A 15,124-nucleotide genomic window follows, 5' to 3' on the forward strand; every position below is an offset into this window, starting at 1 on the left:
TTCTGCATCCCCTCCCTTTCAGAGAAGATTGCTAAACAGGGTGAGTGAGGGGATTGTTCTACACAGGAAGTTTAGAGGGATGCCTACGAACCAACTCTGCTTCGCTACTCTTTGCTACCTCAGTCGGTTTGACCCCCATGGGGTTCTGCATCCCCTCCCTTTCAGAGAAGATTGCTAAACAGGGTGAGTGAGGGGATTTGAACCCCCGACCCCTGGAGCCACAGTCCAGTGCTCTTGCCACTGAGCTACACTCACCATTACTTTATATTTTATCTTTTCTTCTCTTCTATGTAAATTTACCAAATTAATTACACATCAAAATTTATTTTTTTTAAGAACTTTACCACCTGTTTTGCCTGTAAATTTTCCATCTTCTACTTCTATTTCACCATTTACTATTACATATAAAATACCTTCTGGTTGAATTTCAGGACTTTCAAATGTGTTTTTATCTTTTACTTTTTCAGGGTCAAAAATAACTATATCAGCAAAATAGTTATCTTTTATTTCTCCCCTTCTTTTCAGTCCTATTTTTTCTGCTGGACCTTTTGTAAATTTATAAAGTGCCTCTTCTAAACTCAACAATTTTTCATCTCTTACATATTTGTTTAAAATTCTTGGAAATGTTCCATATAAACGAGGATGTGGATGCTTTCCTGGTAGTCCATCAGTTCCAATAAGTCCCTTTTTGTGTTTTATAAGTTTCTTTACATTTTCTTCACTCATTGAAAAAGTAATAATTCCTGCTCTCCCTTTTTCTTCAACAAAAATATCAATTACACAATCAAAAACATCCTTGTTTCTAATATCTGAAATTGTTTTTAAATTTTTCCCTTCAATTTCTTTATTTTTTTCTGAAATTACACTATTTATAAATATTTTTTCAGGTCCACAACTTAAAATATAATTTTCCCAATCATCTTCTTCTAACATCGCTTTTTTGACTTTTTCCCTTATTTCCTTATTCTGTAAATCACTAAAAATATCATTACTTTTTTTTATAAATGGCGGAAGTAAAGCAGAAATATGTGTTGAAGAAGCAATATAAGGATATACATCAAAATTTATATTATTCTGTTTTTCAATAATTTCAATTACTTTATCAATTTTATTCCAGTTCTTTATCCCTGCTGCTTTAAGATGAGAGATTTCAGCAGAGACACCTGTTTCTTCTACTATTTTATTAACTTCGCCAACTGCTTCTATCAATGTCTTACCTTCACCTCTTATATGTGAAGAATAAATACCACCAAATTTTGAAATTATTTTAGTAAGAGAGATTAACTCCTCTGTTGTGCTGAACATACCAGGAACATAAATAAGACCTGTGGACAAACCAAAGCATCCACTTTCCATAATTTCAATAAGTTTTTGTTGAACAATTTTTAAATTTTTCTCTTCCAGATGTATTTTCCCTTCTGAAAAAACAGACATTAAATTACCATGCCCTACAAAAGGAACAACATTTAAAGGAAGAGGCGCCCTTTCTAATTGTTCTATAAATTCATTCCAATTTTCCCATTTATTTTTATCTTTAATTTCTCCTATTACTGCTGAATTTGTACTTAAAAAATACTCTGTTCCTTTTCCAAGTGGCGCCCCTGAAATTCCACAATTCCCAGTTATTTCTGTTGTAACTCCCTGATATGTTTTAGGTAGATATGGACTTTGAAAAATTAAAGCAAAATCATCATGACTATGCATATCAATAAAACCAGGTGAAACAATTTTATTCTCTGCATTAATTATCTTAACTGCCTCTATATTTTCTTTTTCATTTAAAATTATTATTTTATCACCCAGGACACCAACATTAACTTCTCTAAACTCTTTGCCATTTAAAAACACAAGACCATTTTTTATAAGTATATCAACCATTTTCTTCCTCCTTATATTTTAAAAAATCCTCTTTTGAAATGTTCCCACCACTTATTATACAAACAATTTTTTTATTTTTAATATTTAGTTTGTTAAAAAGAACCGCTGAAAAAGATGCAACTCCTGCTGTTTCAGGAACAATATCTGTGTATTTTGAAAGGAAACACAAGCCCTCAATTATTTCATTATCATTTACAAGAACTATATCATCAATATATTTATTTACAATTGAAAAATTTAACTCACCTGGTTTTTTAACAGCAATTCCTTCTGCAATTGTTTTTATTTCTTTAAGTTCACATAATTTTCTCTCGTTTAAAGAAATGAACATAGAAGGAGCACCTTCTGCTTGAACTCCAATAATTTTTACAGAAGGGAAAAAGGACTTTCTTGCAATAAGAAGCCCTGCAATTAAACCACCTCCACCAATCGGAGCAACAATAATATCTACATTCTCTACCTGTTTTATTATTTCAATTCCAACTGTCCCCTGTCCTGCAATAATAAGAGGGTCGTCAAAACCATGAATAAAAGTTATATTATTTTCTTCAGATATTTTTTTTGCATATACATAACTTTCAAAATAACTTTTCCCATATATTTCCACTTCACCCAATTTTTTCAATTTTTCAATTTTAATAGAGGGGGTAATTTCAGGCACTATAACTTTTGAGTATATTCCATAAATTTTTGCAACAGTCGCAACTGCAATTCCATGACTGCCAGAAGAAGCACATATAACTCCTCTTGCTTTTTCATCTTTATTGAGAGAATTGATTTTATTGAAAACTCCTCTTATTTTAAATGCCCCTGTTTTTTGTAAATTTTCAAGTTTGAAAAATATATTATTCCCTATTTGGGTGTTGATTTTTGCATAAGAAATAATAGGAGTTAAATAAATTTTATCAGATATAACTTCATATGCTTTTTTTATATCAATTTCTTTTATTATATCCATTCTTGTTTTAATTTAATTCTTCTTCTAAATCAGTTTTTCATAAATTTTATCATCCTATTTTTACTTATTATTTCCATTGTGTCAACTTCATCAAAAATTTTGACAAAGTTAATACATTAAAATAAACTTATTTACAGCATCAAAAAAGAAAATTTACATACTTTATTTTTTTAAAAAAGAAAAATGGAAAAAGAATTATTATTACCTGAAATAAAAGAACTTATAAAAGAGAAAAATTTCAAAGAATTGAAAGAATTTATGCCTGAATTACATCCTTCTGATATAGCAGACATAATTGAAGACCTTGAAGGAGATGATGGTGCTATATTATTTCGTATTTTACCAAAAGAATTGGCAGCAGATGTGTTTTCTGAATTTGAATCAACAAAACAAGAAGAGATATTAAAACAACTCACGGATAGTCAGATACAACAACTTATTCTTGAACTTGAACCAGACGATAGAATTTCTTTATTTGAAGAATTACCAGGAGAAGTTACAAGGGGTATTCTTAATCTTTTACCCCATGAAGAAAGAAAACAAATTGCTGAAATACTTGCATATCCAGAAAATAGTGTTGGAAGATTAATAACTCCTGAATATATCACAGTTAAACCAAACTGGACAGTTGAAGAGGCACTTCAACATATAAAAAAATTTGGTAAAGATGCTGAAACAATTGATATTATTTATGTTGTTGATGATAACTGGAAATTACTTGATGATGTTCCTATAAGGAAATTCATACTTGCAAATCCAGATGATAAAGTTGATTCTTTGATGGATAAAAAAGTCATTTCAATTTCTGCTTATAAGGACCAGGAAGAGGCAATAAAACTTGTAAAACAATATAATTTAGTAGCACTTCCAGTAACTGACTCAGAAGGAACACTTATAGGAATTGTAACTGTTGATGACCTTATTGATGTTATGGAAGAAGAAGAAACAGAGGACTTTATAAAAATAGGTGGATTGAAAACAGAGGGAAATTTAAATGTAATAACAGATATCGGAGAAGCATCTATTTATAAACTTTATAGAAGTAGAATAAGTTGGCTTTTAATTCTTCTTTTTATGGATATAATTACTGGAAGTATAATCGGCGTCTTTCAAGAAACACTCTCTAAATATGTAGTGCTTGCAACTTTCCTTCCTGTTTTAATTGATACAAGTGGTAATGCTGGCTCTCAGGCAGCAACTTTAATGGTAAGAGCAATTGCTCTTGGCGATGTTAAACTAAACGAGTGGCTAAAACTTATAAGTAAAGAACTCCTTGTTTCAACTGCTCTTGGTTTAACAATGGGAATAGGTATTTCTTTTATGGGAATAATAAGAGGAGGAAGTAAAGTTGCTTTTGTTGTATCATCCTCAATGATTATAAATGTCATAATAGGAAGTTTAATTGGTATTTCTCTCCCTTTCTTATTCACAAAATTCAAAAAAGACCCTGCAACTGCAAGCACTCCTTTAATAACAACAATCGCTGATATAGCTGGAACTTTTATTTACTTCTTACTCGCCACAAAATTCCTTATATAATGCGCCTGGCGCGACTTGAACGCGCAACCATTGGATTCGAAGTCCACCGCTCTATCCAGTTGAGCTACAGGCGCTTCCTTAAATTATACCTTGAATTTCTTATAAAAACATCTGTGTTTCCAGAATATTAATTTACAAAAATAAATCGTTCTTCTCTTAATTACCGAAAATAAAAAGATATTTACACTTGTAAAAATTTATAGTATAATTATTTACAGGTAAGGAGAAAAAAATGAAAAAATTAACTGGAAGACAGAAAGAAATATTAAAATTTATAAAAAATTTTACAGAGAAAAATGGGTATCCACCGACAATTGAGGAAATAATGGGAAAATTTTCTTTTTCAAGTCCAAATGCAGTTATTTCTCATTTATCTGCTCTTGAAAAAAAGGGAATTATAGAAAGAAAAGGAAATATATCAAGAGGAATTATAATTAAAGAGACGGATAAAACATATAATATACCTGTTTTAGGAAATATACCTGCTGGAATTCCTTTAGAGGAGGAAGAAAATATTGAGGGATATTTAACTATTTCTGAAAATCTCCTTTCAAGAGATGAATATTTTGCTTTAAGGGTAAAAGGAGATAGTATGAAAGATGCAGGTATTTTTGATGGTGATTATGTAATTTTAAAAAAAGATAGTGAAATTAAAAATGGAGATATTGTTGTTGCTTATTTAGATAATCAATATACAGTGAAATATTTTTATAAAAAGGATAGTTCTATTGAATTGAGACCTGCAAATAAATTTTATACCTCAATAAAAGTAAATAAAAACCAAAAATTTCAGATAATTGGAAAAGTTAAGGGAGTTTTCAGGAAAATTTTATGAGCACAGAAATAAAAGAAAGAATAGAAGTAAATGCAATATTTACAAAAAATAAATTAAAGATATTGTGGTTCAAATGGAAAGAAAGGAAATATTTTGTCAAAAACATAACTTTTTCATGGAAAAAACATTCAGGAGATAAGGAAATTTATTTGTTTGATTTAAGTAATGGAATAGATGTGTTTGAGATATCTTTTATTCCAGAAAATCTTACATGGTATCTTGAAAAAATATACACCTATTAAAATGGAAAAAACAATTATGCATATTGATATGGACGCATATTTTGCTTCTATTGAACAGGTTACAAACCCTTTTTTAAAAGGAAAACCAATTATTGTTTGTGGTTCATATAAAACAAGGAGTGTGGTATCTTCCTGTTCCTATGAAGCAAAAAAATATGGAATTAAATCTGGTATGAGTGTAAAACAGGCATTAAATTTATGTCCAGATGTTATTATTGTAAGTGGATATCCTGAAAAATATGCAGAAGTATCAAAAGAAATTTTCTCAATTATAAAAATTTTTACTGAAAATATGGAAATATATTCCATAGACGAAGTTTTCCTTGATATTTCAGATATTTATCATTTATATGGAGGGAAAAAACAACTTGCTTTTTCCATAAAGAAAGCAATAAGAGAAAAAACATCTCTCCCCTGCTCTGCTGGAATTGGACCAAATAAACTCATAGCAAAAATTGCCTCCTGTTTATGTAAACCAGATGGAATTAAAGTTGTTGAAAAAGAGGAAGTAGAAAAATTTATTTGCGACCTGCCCGTTGATAAAATACCTGGAATTGGAGAAAAAACTAGAGAAAAACTTGAAGAATTTGGAATAGAAAAGTGTAAAGATATAAGAAAAGTTGGAAAAGAATTTTTAGTTGAAAAATTTGGAATAATTGGTGAGATAATATATAAAAAAAGTTTTGGTATAGGAAGTCAGGAAATAATAAAAATTCATCCACCTGCAAAATCAATTGGACATTCTTATACATTGCCTTTTGATACTTCTAATAAAGAAATTATAAATATAATTCTTTTCAAATTGTCTTATAAAGTGGCAGAAAGAATGAGAAGTGAAAATAAGCACGGGAAAGTAATTACTATATCATTAAGATTTGATGATTTTTCTTCAATTACAAAGAGAAAAAAATTTGTAGATATTCCAGCAGATGGAAAAGTAATTTTTAAAATAGGCAGTTTTATTTTAGAAGAAATAAAGATTGAAAAGAGAATAAGAGCAATTGGAATAACTGTTGGAGAAATTTTTGATTTTAACTATGACTATCTTTTTAAAAGAGAAAACAGGAGAGAATATCTTTTTCATAAAATTGACGATATAAATAATAAGTTTGGAGAAAAGACTATATTCCCGGCAGTTTTATTACTTGAAAAAAATTTAGAAGTGGAAAAAACACATTCTTTTGTTATGTGGAAATTTCAGAAAAAAGATTAGGGAAACTAAATTCAAAATTTCTCTGATTACCTATTCCCCTATTATTTTTATCAAAACTCTCTTTGGTCTTCTTCCATCAAATTCACCATAAAATATCTGCTCCCATGGACCAAAATCAAGTTTCCCATCAGTTATCGCCACAACTACTTCTCTCCCCATAATTTGTCTTTTCATATGGGCATCTGCATTATCTTCACCAACATTATGAGCATATTGAGACACCGGTTGATGAGGAGCAAGTTTTTCAAGCCATTTCTTAAAATCATTATGTAGACCTAACTCATCATCATTTATAAAAACACTGGCAGTTATATGCATCGCATTTACAAGAACAATTCCTTCTTTAATTCCACTTTTATCAATTGCTTTTTGCACTCTCTCGGTAATATTTATAAACTCTACTTTCTCTTTCGTATTAAACCATATTTCTTCTCTATGTGTTTTCATTTTATCCTTTGTCATTATCATTTTATATTTTATATTCCCTGTGTCAAATAAGTTGACACAGGACAATTATTTATCTATAATATTTTAGGGTCTCAGAAATTAATAATTTTTGGAAAATACAAGAAATAAATATGTTTAAACCAGGAGGAGAAATGAAGAAGATAACTGTTTTTGTGATTTGTCTTTTATTTTTTATTTCTTCAAATCTTTTTGCTTTATCAAAAGAATCTCTTGTTGAAAGAATTAAAATGGCAGAAAAATTACTTGATGATTTTACGACTGCTCCTGATAGACAAATTCCACAGGAATTAATCAACCAGGCAGAAGGAATTATTTTTATGAAACAATATAAAGGTGGCTTTGTACTTGGAGCAAAAGGAGGAAATGGAATAATTCTTGCAAAAGACAGAAATACAGGAAAATGGAGTGCCCCTGCTTTTGTCTCTAATGTTGAAGGGAGTTTCGGATTTCAAGCAGGTGGTCAATCAATTGAAACAATTGTTTTAATAATGAATAAAGAAGGACTTGATATGCTTCTTAAATCAAGAGTAAAAATTGGAGTTGACATTTCAGCAGCAGCAGGTCCTTATGGTAGAGATGCAGCAGCACAACTTGGAGCAGGAGTTGGTCTCCTTATATATTCAAGGGCAAAAGGACTTTATGCCGGTGCTTCAATAGAAGGTGGATTTCTTGCAATTGATGAAGAAGCAAATCAAATTTTCTATGGGAAAGATGTTAAAGTAAGGGACATTTTAATAAGAAGAACAGTAAAAATACCAGAAGAGGCAAAAACACTCATACAGAAACTTGAAAATTATGCACAAATTACTGAATAACTGTTTAACTTCCCTTTAAGGAATTTTTAATTTCTGCCCAACATAAACTGTATCATTCTTTAAATTATTTAGTTTTTTTATAGCACTGATCGTTGTATTATGCTTTCTTGCAATTTCACTAAGATTATCTCCTTTTTTAACAATATAATATTTTACATCAGAAGATAGTTCTTTAGATACTTCTTTTGAAGTTTCTTTTTCAGAAATTTGTGTTGTTCCACTCTGTGAAATTTTATTTTTAAGAAAATAAATCTCACTTTCATGCTTTGTTAATTCATCAAGAAATATCTTTGAATTTTTGTTTAATAGTTCTTCAAGTTCTGAATATTTTAATGTATTATCACTTATAATTTCTTCCTGTGATTTCTTTAAAACAGATAAATCCTTCTGCATTAAAGTAAGAGAACTGTTTAATGTTGCAATAGAAGAAATAATATCTGTATATGTCTTTTTGAGTGAATCTATGTCTCTCCTCACTTCTATGGTATTTTTTTCTATATTATCATTCTGTTGTTCTACCTTTTTTTCAAAGTTATAATTTACTTCATCTATTTTTCCCTTTATTAGATTAACTTCTTTTTCAATAGTTGAAATTCTTTCTAAAATTATTGCCTGGTCTTTTTTAAATGATTCAACTTTTACATTAAGGTTGTCAATTTTATTATTATAGTCATTTTCAATTTCTTTAAACTTATCTGCTATTGCTTTTGAAGTTAAATATAAATCCTGCTCAACAGAAGTAACCTTTTCTTTTACTGTACCAACATCTTCTTTTGTTGCAATTGACTGACAACCGGCAAAAATAAAGGGTAAGAATAATAAAAGTAATAATTTCTTTTTCATTTTACAATTTTAAATTCACATCTTCTATTTTTTGCCCATGCTTCTTCACAATGACGAGGGTCTGCTGGGTTGTCTTCTCCATAACTTACAGTATAAAGACGACTTGGAGAAATTCCATAGTTAATTAGAAAATTTCTTGCACTTAATGCTCTCTGTTCACCAAGAACTAAATTATATTCCCTTGTCCCTCTTTCATCACAATGTCCTTCAATAAGAATTTTTACTTCTGGATTTGCTTTTAAATAATCTCCTATTTTCTTTAATTTTTCTATTGAGTCCTGCTTTAAATCATATTTATCAAAATTAAAATAAATATTTTCAAATATTGCCGCAACTTCTCCTTCTGGTTTCTCTACTTTTGCACCTTCAGATAATTTTTGAGGTGGTACTTCTTCACCAACAGCAACTTTAACTTCTTCTTTCTTCTCTTCTACTTTTGGTTTTTCAACTGGTTTTTCAATTTCTTCAATCACTTTGCTAATTGGAGTCGCTTCTTTAACTTCTTCTTTTTTAACCTCTTCTTTCTTGGCTTCTTTTTTCCTTCCAGGACACTGACAACTCGCAAAAAGTACCGCTACTAAAAAAACTAAACCAAACTTTAAATATTTCATCATACCCTCCTTTTTAAGGAATTATATATTTCACTTTTTTTATTATTATATTCTTCACTTTTTAAATTGTCAAATTTTTTAAAATTTTTCCCAATCAGGACTGAAAGTATCATATTTAAAATTAGTAAGGTCTCTTGTTTCCCCTGTAAAAACATCTATTATACATATTTTTGATGGATATATATTCACTTTTGAAAAAACAATATGTCTGCTATCTGAAGCCCATGAAATTGTTTCACTGCCAGAAGAATTTGATAATATTTTTGTTTTATTTGTTTTTACATCAAAAATTGCAATTTTATAATCACCAGTTCTAACAATATATGCAATATAATTCCCATCCGGAGACCATTTAGGTGATGTTGAGTACGAGAACTCATAACTTATTCTTTTTACTCCAAATCCATCCGAATCCATAATAAAAATTTGGGGTGTTCCATATTTGTCAGAAACAAAAGCAATTTTTTCACCATCAGGAGAAAATGAAGGAGAACTATCAACCCCTTTATAATTTGTTAATCTTCTTATTATTTTCCCATCAATTGTTGCTAAATAAATTTCTGGATTACCTGATTTACTTAAAACAACTCCTAAAATATTTTTTTGCTTACAGGGTGCTACACATGCATTCAAACCAGGGTACTGGAAAATTGTTTCTTCTTTTCCTGTATTAAAATCATATTTTGCAATTTCAGGATAATTATTTTTGTAAGAAACAAAATAAAATCCACTTCTATCACCTGTCCAAACTGGAAAATTAACAAGAAAATTAAAATTAGTAATTTGCTTTAAATTCCTGCCATCATAATCACAAACATATATTTGATATTTTCCAGTTTTATTTGCAACAAAAATAACTCTACTCTGGGCAATTCCTGGCTTTCCAGTAAGAAATAAAACAATATCATCGTTAACAACATGAGCAAAATAAAAGGGGTCTTTCAAAATATTATAATTTTTCCTAAAAAGTTCTTGTTCTTCTAAATTATCAAAAACAGAGACAACAATATTTCCCTTTTCATTTTTAACCGAAATTATAATATTTACTGGAAAGTCCTGTTTACTTTCCTCAATATCTTCAACAAAATTTTCACTTTTGATATTAAAATATCCAGAATAAAAAAGGTCTTTACTCAATGTATTTGAAAAATTTTCCCAGTAGTTATTTTTTTCAATTTGAAAAAGTAAAACAACCTCTGCTTTTTGAGTAAAATCCTTTGTTATTTGAAGAAAAACTTGTGGAACAGAAAAACACGGCATTATAATTAAGAAAAAAAACAAAAGAAATTTTCTCATTACCCCTCCTCTTTTTTAAACTCTATTGTCACTTCAAGATACTCCTCTTTTATTTCCTCAGGAAATGGAGGAATATTTTTTGTAGATTTTATCGCACTTTCTGCTGACTTGTCAAATGGTTTGTACCCAGAACTTTTTTCAATTCTTAAATTAGATATTTCTCCATTTTTATAAATCCTAAAAGAAATTATTGTAGAAAAGTCACCAATAATGTTACCAAAGTTCCAGTTTTCTTCAATCTTATTTTTCAAAAGTGATATATACCAGGAAGGTATATCATTTGAAATTCTTAAATTCTCTAAATTTAATGATGTAGAAAAAAGAGTTGACATATCTTCTTGGCTTATTTCCTGTTTAATATTTGTTTTATTGCTACTACCTTTTGTATTAGAACTACTTATTTCTCGATTTCCAATTTTGCTTAAAAGTTCTTTTTTATATTCATCAGCATTAAAAGAAGATGTCTTACTACTTGGAGAAATTTCACCAGCAGAAGAACTTTTCCTCCCTGAAGAACCTTTTTTTTCAGAAGAAATTTTTGTTTTTTCTTGATATTTTTCTTTTACCTCTTTTTTTACTTCTTTTTCCTCTTCAGTTTTATAATTTTCTCCAACAGGGGTGTTAATTACCTGCATAACTCCCGGAATATCAACTATCTGTACAAAAAAAACATTCTCTTTCCTCTTCATATTTACAGAAGAAAAAATCAAAAAAACACCCGCAACGATATGAATTACAACAGATAATAAGAAACTCCTTTTTTTTACTTTACCTGTGTCGCCAAACCTACTTTCTCTATTTCGCATTCCTTTATTATATCTAAAACTTTAATTATGTTATTATAAGAGACATCTTTATCACCTTTAACAATTACAGAAATACCTGTCCCTTTTTTTTCTTTTAATTCCTTATATAGGTCTCTTAATGTAATTTTTGTACTTCCCAAATAATATGTTTCATCTTTTGCAACAGTTATAACTACACTCTTTTCTACTTCTACTTTTGATGGAGATGATTCTGGCAATTTAACTTCAATCCCCTGTTCAATTAAAGGTGCCATCATCAAAAGCATTATTACAAGATTTAAAGCAACATCAACAAGATTTGTAATACTTATATTTGAAAGTATAGAACTATTTTTATTATCAAAATAGTTATTCATTTTTAATTTTCAAATAATTTAAAATATCTCCTGTTATACTGAACATATCTGTTTTAATTTTTTCTGTTTTATCCTGAAAATAATTATAACCAACTGCTGCTGGAATTGCTACAAGCAATCCATAAACAGTAGTTATAAGTGCTTCTGCAACTCCTGATGAAATTACTCTGGTAGAAGCAGAACCAGTAGCAGCAATATTATTAAATGCCATTAGAAGTCCCCAAACAGTTCCTAGCAATCCCAGAAAAGGTGCAATAGAAGTAATTGTTGCAAGAAAAGAAAGGTCTGTTTTTAATTTATTTGATTCAATAAAAATTATTTTTTCAATCTCTTCTTCCTTAATATCCCCCTTTTTATCAATTATCCTTTTACATTCCTTTAAAACAAAAAAAAGAGGGCATTTAATAACTATAATTTTTTTACCATAAGTAATTATATCTTTCATAATATTATTTTTTCTTTCAACACTCCTTAAATAAAAAAATTTATAGAACATAATATACCAGGAATATATTGAAAGAAAAAGAAGAATAACAATATCAAGTTTTCCAGCCCAATCAGATAATTGCCAGGAAGAAACCCATATATTACCCATATTTACTCCTATTCCTCTTTCTTTTAACTCTTTTCTTTATTCCACCAGTTTATCCATTCTTCTCTAGCTTCAAAATTTTTATTTGTTATTTTTTTCAAAACATATATTAAATTTTTTTCAATTGTTTTATTCAACTCTATATAAGGATGTTTATCTTCAAGAACCTGAAAAATATATTCTAAAGATGGCTTTCCTATTTTTATTATTGCTTCTATTGCCTCTTTTGCAGGAGAAGTCCATACCCCTTTTCCATCATATTTACACCATGTAAACTCCTCATCATCAAGTAATAATATAAGAAAAGACACTGACCTGCTATTTTTAATTTCAGAAAGGTTATATGCACCAAGAGTTCTTTTATTAACATCAACAGAAAATGTCTTATAGACATTACTTCTTACCGGCTCTTTTAAACCATCAAATTTTTCTTCACCATAAAGAAGTCCAATTATAATAACAAAAATAAAAAATATTTTTTTCATTTTTTCATTTTACCACAATTTTAAAAATCCCAAAATTTATTTCAGAAAATCTTTAATTTTATTTATTAAAATGATAAAATATAACTATGGGAAAAAAACTAATTATTTTAATTTTCTACTTTGCTTTTATACCCTCAATTTTTTGTTTAAGTAAAGAAGATTACAATGTAATTCTCAAAAGGAATATCTTTACAACTCCCTATATTGAAGAAAAAGAGATAAAAAAAGAAAGTATATTGAAACCACCACCTCCACCATCATTAAACACTCTTATAAAAGCAAAAGGAGTTATATTGATAGGAGAAACTGGGTATGGAATTGTTGAAGTGAAAGGTAAAGATATTATTGTAAGAAAAAATGAAAAAATACTTGGTGCAGAAGTAGTCAAAATAGAAAATGATTCTATTGTATTCTTTTATAATGACAAAGAAGAAAAATTACAAATTGAAAAAATTACAGAAAAAGGGAATTTTGTGAAAGCAACTCCTGAAATAAATGTTAAAATAGAGGAAAATATAAACACTAATAAAGAGGAGAAAGAAATATCTCAGCCAGAATTTAAAGAACCAGTTGTAGTTGATTTTGAAAAAACAATTTCAGAATTGAAAAACGATAAGGATTTGTTTAACAATGTGAATATCATCCCAAATATAGAAGAAGGGAATGTTAATGGTTTTAAAATAAATAACTTACCTGAAAATAGTATTCCATTTCAATATGGTTTAAGAAATGGAGATATAATTTATAGAGTAAATGGTATTGTAATTAATAGCATGCCAAAAGGACTTGCTGTTTATAATCAAATAGTCAAAAGTGGGACAAAAACTGTTACAGTAGAGGTTATAAGAAATGGAAGTCCAGTTGTTTTTTCATATACATTGAAATGAAATATCCTCAGGAAAGTTAAAAAATTTCAACCCCAAAAAGGAGTATGTTATTATTGAAGAATTATTAGTAAAAAACAAATGTAAAAAAATGAAAGAAGCAATTTTCTGGAAAAAAGAAAATGACAAAATAAGATGTGCACTCTGTAATCATTTCTGTTTGATAGGAGAAGGGAAAACAGGTTTATGTGGAGTTCGACTTAATAAAACCGGCGTTCTTTATTCACTTGTTTATGGCAAGACAGTTGCAGAACATATTGACCCAATTGAAAAAAAACCCTTTTTCCATTTTTTGCCTGGTTCTTTTTCTTATTCAATAGCAACTGTTGGATGTAATTTCTTCTGTCCGTATTGCCAGAATTATGAAATATCACATCCACAAGAAATATTTTACACAAATCAAACAACCCCCGAAGAAATTGTAAATAAATCATTATCTTCTAACTGCAAGTCAATTTCTTATACTTATACAGAGCCAACTGTTTTTTTTGAACTTGCTTTTGATACATCTAAAATTGCAAAACAAAAAGGTATTAAAAATAATTTTGTGACTAATGGATATATGAGTAAAGAAGCACTAAAAACAATATCTGAATTCCTTGATGCAGCAAATGTTGACATTAAAGGAGATGAGGACTTTTACAAAAAACTCTGTAAAACAAAACAAAAATATGTGATTGACAATATATCTCTTATGAAAGAACTGGGAATATGGGTTGAAATTACTACTTTAATCATTCCTGAATACAATGATAGTGAAAAACAACTTAAAGACATAGCAAAAATAATTAAAGATATTGATATTGCAATTCCCTGGCATGTAACAAGATTTTACCCAACATACAAAATGTCAGACCACTATCCTGCATCTATTGAAAAAATAAAAAGAGCAAGAGAAATTGGATTTGAAACGGGACTGAAATATGTTTATACAGGGAATATTTACATTGAAAAAGGAGAAAATACATATTGTCCCTCCTGTAAAAAACTTCTCATAGAAAGAAGCGGATTTTCAATTTTAAAAAACAATATAAAAAATAGTAAATGTTGTTTTTGTTCTGAAAGAATTGATGGTGTCTTTTAATAACTTCAAAAAATAAGGTATAATTACAAACATAATTAAAAATTCGGGCGGTTAGCTCAGTGGCAAGAGCGCTACCCTTACAAGGTAGATGTCGCAGGTTCAAGTCCTGCACCGCCCACTAAAACTGGTAAAAACGGATATAATGTTGAGAACATTGAAAGTAATAATAACTCCTGCGGCTGAAAAGGTATGGGAAAAAACTTTTTCCCATATTTATAA

17 protein-coding genes and 3 tRNA genes are annotated in these 15,124 nt (G+C 28.9%); 8 read left to right on the forward strand and 12 right to left on the reverse strand.

The features are described from left to right. Positions 1–182 precede the first annotated feature (182 nt). The 3 genes from PLW95_05050 to PLW95_05060 all read right to left on the reverse strand — a co-directional run bounded on the left by PLW95_05050 (position 183) and on the right by PLW95_05060 (position 2,836). Positions 183–255 (reverse strand) — tRNA-His (locus tag PLW95_05050). Between the two features lie 60 nt (positions 256–315). Further along, entirely contained in the window at positions 316–1,878 is a 1,563-nt protein-coding gene (locus PLW95_05055; GenBank protein ID HOV22032.1) for a D-aminoacylase, read from the reverse strand. After that, complete coding sequence (locus PLW95_05060) at positions 1,871–2,836, reverse strand: threonine/serine dehydratase (GenBank protein HOV22033.1); 966 nt, start codon at positions 2,834–2,836, stop codon at positions 1,871–1,873. The genes PLW95_05055 and PLW95_05060 overlap by 8 nt, the downstream gene beginning before the upstream one ends. A 183-nt stretch (positions 2,837–3,019) precedes the next feature. On the opposite strand from PLW95_05060, the gene mgtE reads away from it, so the two are divergent. Continuing rightward, positions 3,020–4,375, forward strand: coding sequence for a magnesium transporter (mgtE, locus tag PLW95_05065; protein HOV22034.1), 1,356 nt, complete (start codon positions 3,020–3,022; stop codon positions 4,373–4,375). Here mgtE and PLW95_05070 read toward each other — a convergent pair. Further along, positions 4,376–4,449 (reverse strand) — tRNA-Arg (locus PLW95_05070). It lies immediately after the preceding gene. Positions 4,450–4,607: 158 nt separating this feature from the next. Between PLW95_05070 and lexA the strand changes: the two genes are divergently transcribed. From lexA to dinB, 3 genes are read left to right on the forward strand one after another with little or no spacing between them, the layout of a single operon-like run. Beyond that, on the forward strand, positions 4,608–5,210 hold the full coding sequence (lexA, locus tag PLW95_05075; GenBank protein ID HOV22035.1) for a transcriptional repressor LexA: 603 nt from the start codon (positions 4,608–4,610) through the stop codon (positions 5,208–5,210). Beyond that, positions 5,207–5,452, forward strand: coding sequence for a hypothetical protein (locus tag PLW95_05080; GenBank protein HOV22036.1), 246 nt, complete (start codon positions 5,207–5,209; stop codon positions 5,450–5,452). The genes lexA and PLW95_05080 overlap by 4 nt, the downstream gene beginning before the upstream one ends. Before the next feature lies 1 nt (position 5,453). Continuing rightward, on the forward strand, positions 5,454–6,665 hold the full coding sequence (gene dinB, locus PLW95_05085) for a DNA polymerase IV (GenBank protein HOV22037.1): 1,212 nt from the start codon (positions 5,454–5,456) through the stop codon (positions 6,663–6,665). Between the two features lie 30 nt (positions 6,666–6,695). Here dinB and PLW95_05090 read toward each other — a convergent pair whose 3' ends face one another. Then, positions 6,696–7,112, reverse strand: a complete 417-nt coding sequence (locus PLW95_05090) for a secondary thiamine-phosphate synthase enzyme YjbQ (protein HOV22038.1) — start codon at positions 7,110–7,112, stop codon at positions 6,696–6,698. Between the two features lie 152 nt (positions 7,113–7,264). Here PLW95_05090 and PLW95_05095 point away from each other — a divergent pair, with 152 nt between their 5' ends. Further along, entirely contained in the window at positions 7,265–7,948 is a 684-nt protein-coding gene (locus PLW95_05095) for a lipid-binding SYLF domain-containing protein (GenBank protein HOV22039.1), read from the forward strand. Between the two features lie 15 nt (positions 7,949–7,963). Here the strand turns inward: PLW95_05095 and PLW95_05100 are convergent, their stop codons facing one another. From PLW95_05100 to PLW95_05130, 7 genes are all read right to left on the reverse strand, one after another. Next, on the reverse strand, positions 7,964–8,791 hold the full coding sequence (locus tag PLW95_05100) for a LysM peptidoglycan-binding domain-containing protein (GenBank protein ID HOV22040.1): 828 nt from the start codon (positions 8,789–8,791) through the stop codon (positions 7,964–7,966). Further along, on the reverse strand, positions 8,788–9,402 hold the full coding sequence (gene pal / locus PLW95_05105) for a peptidoglycan-associated lipoprotein Pal (GenBank protein ID HOV22041.1): 615 nt from the start codon (positions 9,400–9,402) through the stop codon (positions 8,788–8,790). Before pal ends, PLW95_05100 begins: the two co-directional genes overlap by 4 nt. 78 nt (positions 9,403–9,480) lie before the next feature. Further along, the gene (locus PLW95_05110; GenBank protein HOV22042.1) at positions 9,481–10,698 is read right to left on the reverse strand and encodes a hypothetical protein; all 1,218 of its coding nucleotides are present in this window, start codon (positions 10,696–10,698) and stop codon (positions 9,481–9,483) included. Then, entirely contained in the window at positions 10,698–11,504 is an 807-nt protein-coding gene (locus tag PLW95_05115; GenBank protein ID HOV22043.1) for an energy transducer TonB, read from the reverse strand. The genes PLW95_05110 and PLW95_05115 overlap by 1 nt, the downstream gene beginning before the upstream one ends. After that, positions 11,462–11,860: a biopolymer transporter ExbD gene (locus PLW95_05120; GenBank protein HOV22044.1), complete on the reverse strand. Its 399-nt coding sequence runs from the start codon at positions 11,858–11,860 to the stop codon at positions 11,462–11,464. Before PLW95_05120 ends, PLW95_05115 begins: the two co-directional genes overlap by 43 nt. Further along, positions 11,853–12,455, reverse strand: a complete 603-nt coding sequence (locus tag PLW95_05125) for a MotA/TolQ/ExbB proton channel family protein (GenBank protein ID HOV22045.1) — start codon at positions 12,453–12,455, stop codon at positions 11,853–11,855. The genes PLW95_05120 and PLW95_05125 overlap by 8 nt, the downstream gene beginning before the upstream one ends. 23 nt (positions 12,456–12,478) lie before the next feature. Next, entirely contained in the window at positions 12,479–12,937 is a 459-nt protein-coding gene (locus PLW95_05130; GenBank protein HOV22046.1) for a hypothetical protein, read from the reverse strand. 86 nt (positions 12,938–13,023) lie between these two features. Between PLW95_05130 and PLW95_05135 the strand changes: the two genes are divergently transcribed. The 3 genes from PLW95_05135 (at position 13,024) to PLW95_05145 (ending at position 15,023) form a co-directional block, all read left to right on the forward strand. Continuing rightward, positions 13,024–13,824, forward strand: coding sequence for a hypothetical protein (locus PLW95_05135; GenBank protein ID HOV22047.1), 801 nt, complete (start codon positions 13,024–13,026; stop codon positions 13,822–13,824). Positions 13,825–13,912: 88 nt separating this feature from the next. After that, on the forward strand, positions 13,913–14,905 hold the full coding sequence (amrS, locus tag PLW95_05140; protein ID HOV22048.1) for an AmmeMemoRadiSam system radical SAM enzyme: 993 nt from the start codon (positions 13,913–13,915) through the stop codon (positions 14,903–14,905). A 45-nt stretch (positions 14,906–14,950) separates the two neighbouring features. Continuing rightward, positions 14,951–15,023: transfer RNA gene (locus tag PLW95_05145), tRNA-Val, on the forward strand. Positions 15,024–15,124: the final 101 nt, after the last annotated feature.

This window comes from bacterium (assembly GCA_035370465.1).
Taxonomy (GTDB): domain Bacteria; phylum Ratteibacteria; class UBA8468; order B48-G9; family JAFGKM01; genus JAGGVW01.